Genomic DNA, 4574 nt, shown 5'->3' on the forward strand with positions numbered 1-4574 from the left:
GATCAAGTGGCCGAAGCCGAGTTGTCCTACTTGTAGTCCAAAGATATGAAAAAAGTCCTATCTCAAAAGTTGCTTTTCACGACAGTACCAGCGGTGAGGCCTGCCGACCGCCGTCAGTTGGCGCAGTGGATGGTCAAAGCTAAGGCGTTTAGCCAACGCCGGGCCTGTCGAGTGGCGGGCCTCAACCGCCGTAGCTACGACCGTTCCAGTAAGCGTCAACCGGATCAAGCCGTCGAACAGGCCATTGAAGCTGTGGCTCAGAAGCACCCAGGTTGGGGCTTTTGGAAGATTCATCACCGATTGCGTCGGCTTAACTATAGCTTCAACCATAAGCGGGTCTGGCGAGTCTACCGGCAGATGGGATTAAACCTACCCCGACGCCGACGTAAACGCCTACCAGCCCGACTGCGACAACCCTTAACTCCCCCAGCAGCAGTGAATCAGACTTGGTCACTCGACTTCATGAGCGATGCATTACGGGACGGTCGCCGGTTTCGGACGTTGAACGTCTTAGACGACTATAACCGGCAGGCCTTGGGGATAGAAATAGACTACTCTTTACCAGCCGGGCGGGTGGTTCGGCTGTTGCAGCGCTTAATCGACGCCTACGGTAAGCCCACTAAACTACGTTGTGACAACGGCCCCGAGTTTATCAGTGCGATCCTGAGCGAATGGTGTGAGCCGAACGGCATCGAGCTGCATTGGATTCAGCCCGGTAAGCCGACCCAGAATGCCTACATTGAGCGGTTCAATGGGAGTTTTCGGCGGGAAGTACTGGATGCATATTCATTTGCTAACTTAGCTCAAGTGCGTGAGATTGTCGGTGGATGGTTAGACGACTATAACACCAAGCGACCGCATCAGGCGTTGGGCTTTCTAACACCGATGGAGTACAAACAAGCGGTTTAGGCTCTAACCGCAACTGGCGTACTGAACGGGGGATAACACAGAAGGACCGCGCGTTACTAAAAAGGGAAAAAAGGGGCGGCAACTATATTTTTATTTATATACAAATGTATATAACTTTTATCTGTCTCTCACTACCTTCGTAGCGAACTGTTTTAGCAACTGCAAGTTGCTAAAACAGTTCGGCTCCTGAACAATATAGCCATAGAGGCTTGAACACGCCTATTTGATTCGAGCTGTCCAGCAAGACAAAAATTAAGATGAAAAGGCTGATTCATTTGGGTTAGCCTTTTTTGTAGCCTACTGTCAGGATACAGTCTGTATGTCTCAGAACTCATCTACTTTTGTCTTATCAAAGGGACGATCATACGCCCTTATGGTGTGGATAGAAGCGAAAAGCAGACCGGTATTGCCAGTCTGCTTTTTTGTTTGTACTATGGGGTAGTTAACACATTTGGGGCGTATTCGTCACCAACTCAACATAACTGCCTAAATACCAACATTTTATAGGAAATTTATGCGCTTTAGAAAGCAAATAATTTTGCGGTTAAAGCGCGAATACACAAACACTTGTCTCGCGTGTATGCACTCGCATGCGAGGCTCCCAGAAGTGGCTTTGACAGGGGGTTTTAGGGCAGCTGACGCTAGATCAAAAGTTACTAAAGCCACAATCCTGACGAGTCGATCAAAAGACAAAAGGGAAGAGAAAGAAAAAAGCAAAAAAAGGAAAGGAGAGTAGATAACTATAAATATAGTTATTTCCAGTCTGGAAGGGTCTTTTTTCACCCCTTTTGTACAGCGAGGGGTTTTTCCTTTCCTACGGCCCTTTTTGTGGCTCCGATGCCCCGATCTCTGGTTTGCCGATGAGAAGTGAGCACTACGTCGATCGTGTGGCCAAGGGCCTTAAATCGTCTCCTGCGGGGTGGTCAATAGCTGCTGTTCACAAAAGGTAGATCTACAGCAGGGCCATAGACCTACCCACTTACATACCTGTCCAGCCAACCCTAGGCTGGTCTGGACGTGGCAATATAGCCCTGCTGTTGCAATCGAGCCAGCTGATTCCGGAAAGATCCGTTGTCCGTTCAGTAGCCTGTTTACCCTCCTAAAATAGCCTGCCACTGCTGTTGCAGCTGGTCAAGGTGCCAGCTCATGGGTTGTCCATCGAATGCTTCAACGGGCAGGTCTACGAAATGGCCCTGGAAGTCGATCAGGGTGATGTGTTGGAATTGCCATCCCTTGTTGACGAGCATGTTGATTACGCTGAAACTGGCGTCGATGGAGTGCATCTTCCAGCGACGCTGGTGATAACATCCCGTACTGTCGGTGGCCACGAGCTTGATTGTGTTGGTCATGGTTGGATAGGTTGTTTTGTTTTTAGTCAGGAAGGTGCTTTGACAAAAATACGGCCAGCATTCATTGCTGTTTTGCGCGGTATCTATTCGGTTCGTAGCTCCGTGCCGGATGGTGAGTAAGTATGACTTTGTACACACAAACCTCTCGTCGGTTCTGCGTGTACAAAGTCAACCGCCCGGCTTTACGCTTCGCTACCGGTCTTGCCCTGGTCAGGGCCCGCCCCGACACCCCATGCCATGGAAAATAACTCATCCAAAACCCACCGTCTGGATCTGCGCGTGACCGAGGCCGAATGCCAACAGATCGCCCAGCGGGCCGCTGCTGCGGGCCTGAAAATGTCGGAATACTTACGCCGGTCGGCGCTGTGTTCGGCGGGTCTTTCGGTGGGTACCCCCGGTGGTACCAGCCTTAGTATGCTGACCAAACCCGAACGGGCGCAGCTGGCCAGCCTGGCCAACAACCTGAATCAGTTGACCCGCTACGCCCACACGGGTCAACTCGACGTGGTGGGTATTCACGGGTTAATTAGCCAACTCAACCAGTTGCTATCATGATTGCTAAAACCACCACCGGCCGTAGCTTTGACAGCGCCCTGGGTTACGCCGCTGCAGCCCTGACCACCCAGCAACGGCAGCACAAACAGCCCAAAGTAGCCTTGCTGGCCAGCTACAATCTGATTAGCGATGACTGGCAGGGTATGGCCGCTGAAATGGCTGCGGTGGCCCAGGGTAGTCGTTGCCAAACCCCCGTCTGGCATACCTCCCTGTCGGCCCAGCCCGGCGAGCAGCTGAGTGTCGAGCAATGGCGGGCCGCTGCCCGGCAGTACTGCCAGGGGATGGGAGCCGACCCTTATCAGCACCAGGTGGCCATCTTCCAGCACCACGACACCGCTCACGCTCACATTCACATCTACATCAACCGGGTTCGGCTGGACGACGGTCCTGCCCTGGACACGAGTCACAACTACGCTCGTAACGTCAAAACGACCCGCCAGATCGAGCAGGAACTGGCCCTGCTTGCGCTGCCCGAGCAGCGGACGAGTCTGCGGGATCACAGCGCAGCGACCCAGGCTAACCGGGCGACGGTGGGGGCTATCTTAACCCACGTGCTGACCGAGCAGAAACCCACTACCCTAGCCGAGTTAACCGAGGATCTGAAGGGACACGGCATCACCACCCAGCTGGCCACCAACAGCAAGGGTACCTACGGGATCAGCTTCCGGCAGGGAGATGGCCAGCCGATCAAGGGGTCGGCCGTGGGCTACAAATACCAGCAGCTGGTCACGCGGCTGGAAGCCAACCGGGCCGAGTACGAGACCGAGATCAATCGGCTCAGACACGAACTGGAGCAGAAGCCGGCGGTGGTGGAGATTGTACGGCCTGACCCGGCTCAGCAGGCCGAGTTGAAGCGGTTACGGGATGAACGCGACGAAGCCTACGAAAAGCGGACAGCCATGCAGAAGGCCCTGCTGAATCAGCGGCCCAAAACGGTTGTCCAACCCGACCCGGCGGATCGGACCCAGATCGAGCAGCTGAAGCAGCAGCTGCAACGCACCTACCAGGCCTACGTGCAGCAAAAGGAGAAAGCCGACCAAGTGCCGGATCTGATCGATAAGCTGGGGAGCCTACAGCAGCAATACGGGGGACAAGCGGCCCGGCTAAACCAGCTCGAATCGGTGTTAGAGTAGGAACGGCAGCGCTACCGGGAGATGGCCGAGACGTGGAAGGCTCACGTTGAGAAGTATAACGGGTTGGTCGAGCGCTACAACGCCCTACGCCAAAGCCGTCAGGCGCAGGCCCCCACCGCTGGTTCGACGAGTGGAGCCGTTATGCCTGCTGCCCCACCAACTGCCACCACTGTCACTAGCGGCCCGACTCCGGATTGGGTGGCCAGCATGCAGCGTCGTTTGCGGGCCGCTGCGAAGGCGACGGGCAATTGGGCTCAGTTCACGACCTACCTGCAATCGGCTACGCAAACCAATCCCCCTATCCGCCGTCGGCAGGGGGCGGACGGCAAATACATCTACTCGGATAAGCACGGGCAGGCCACGGCGGCAGAGCTGGGCTTCAAAGCGGGTGAACTAAAGCAGCTCATCGAGGCCCCGATTCACCATCAATATAAGGGGCCTAAACATTAACATTGGTTGGTTTACTTCTAGCTTTTGTATAAGACAAGAGTCCATTTGTTGTACTTTATTGAGTTTGCTTCTGTGGTTTGAAAGCTTTTGAAGCAATCCCACTATGTACTATGCGATATTATCAACCGTTTAATAAATGATACATGTATCAATTTTCATAAATTACAATATTGGCTGC

5 protein-coding genes are annotated in these 4574 nt (G+C 53.8%); 4 read left to right on the top strand and 1 reads right to left on the bottom strand.

The genetic code is table 11. The features are described from left to right. Nucleotides 1-129 precede the first annotated feature (129 nt). Nucleotides 130-909, top strand: coding sequence for an IS3 family transposase (locus tag CLV58_RS27765; protein WP_245882494.1), 780 nt, complete (start codon nucleotides 130-132; stop codon nucleotides 907-909). 1091 nt (nucleotides 910-2000) lie between these two features. Here CLV58_RS27765 and CLV58_RS27775 read toward each other — a convergent pair. Continuing rightward, a complete protein-coding gene (locus CLV58_RS27775) occupies nucleotides 2001-2258 on the bottom strand; it encodes a hypothetical protein (protein WP_106141105.1) in 258 nt (85 codons plus the stop codon). A 237-nt stretch (nucleotides 2259-2495) separates the two neighbouring features. Here CLV58_RS27775 and CLV58_RS27780 point away from each other — a divergent pair, with 237 nt between their 5' ends. From CLV58_RS27780 to CLV58_RS27790, 3 genes are read left to right on the top strand one after another with little or no spacing between them, the layout of a single operon-like run. Beyond that, nucleotides 2496-2813 (top strand): plasmid mobilization protein, encoded by a 318-nt coding sequence (locus CLV58_RS27780; RefSeq protein WP_170108824.1) that lies wholly within the window; start codon nucleotides 2496-2498, stop codon nucleotides 2811-2813. Continuing rightward, nucleotides 2810-3946: a relaxase/mobilization nuclease domain-containing protein gene (locus CLV58_RS27785; protein ID WP_106141106.1), complete on the top strand. Its 1137-nt coding sequence runs from the start codon at nucleotides 2810-2812 to the stop codon at nucleotides 3944-3946. Before CLV58_RS27780 ends, CLV58_RS27785 begins: the two co-directional genes overlap by 4 nt. Nucleotides 3947-3967: 21 nt before the next feature. Beyond that, nucleotides 3968-4396 (top strand): hypothetical protein, encoded by a 429-nt coding sequence (locus tag CLV58_RS27790; protein WP_106141107.1) that lies wholly within the window; start codon nucleotides 3968-3970, stop codon nucleotides 4394-4396. Nucleotides 4397-4574: the final 178 nt, after the last annotated feature.

Origin of the sequence: Spirosoma oryzae (assembly GCF_003002825.1) — a bacterium.
Lineage (GTDB): Bacteria > Bacteroidota > Bacteroidia > Cytophagales > Spirosomataceae > Spirosoma > Spirosoma oryzae.